Raw genomic sequence first — 375 nt, 5'->3', positions numbered from 1 at the left:
CGTGCAATACAACGAAAGCGATTGCGACTTCGTCTCGCGATTGATGGAGCACGAAGGCATCTACTATTTCTTCGAGCACGCATCGGGCCGGCACACCCTGGTGCTGTGCGACGACATCATTGCCTCGCACGGCGCATTGCCCGGTGGTGAATCCATTCCCTTCTATCCCCCGGAAAAAGCCGCCGCAGGCGATCAGGAAAACATCCACGCCTGGCAGCTGGAGCAGGAAATCAAGCCGGGCCGCCATTACATCGACGACTACGACTTCAAAAAGCCCCGGGCCGAACTGTCCCACATGCGCCGCGATCCACCGGGCCATGCGCACGACGGCCATGAAACCTACGAATGGCCGGGCGGCTACACGGAGTACGGCGA

The 375-nt window shown here is 60.3% G+C and carries 1 protein-coding gene; it reads left to right on the top strand.

Features of this window, described 5'->3' with window-relative positions; translation table 11 throughout:
* Positions 1-375: phage late control D family protein (locus L995_RS05185; protein WP_197065106.1), on the top strand; the 375-nt coding region annotated here is incomplete at both ends.

Source organism: Delftia sp. ZNC0008, assembly GCF_000799035.1.
Taxonomy (GTDB): domain Bacteria; phylum Pseudomonadota; class Gammaproteobacteria; order Burkholderiales; family Burkholderiaceae_C; genus Comamonas; species Comamonas tsuruhatensis.
The sequence above is the reverse complement of the archived record's forward strand: the minus strand, read 5'-3'. Positions and strand labels throughout refer to the sequence as shown.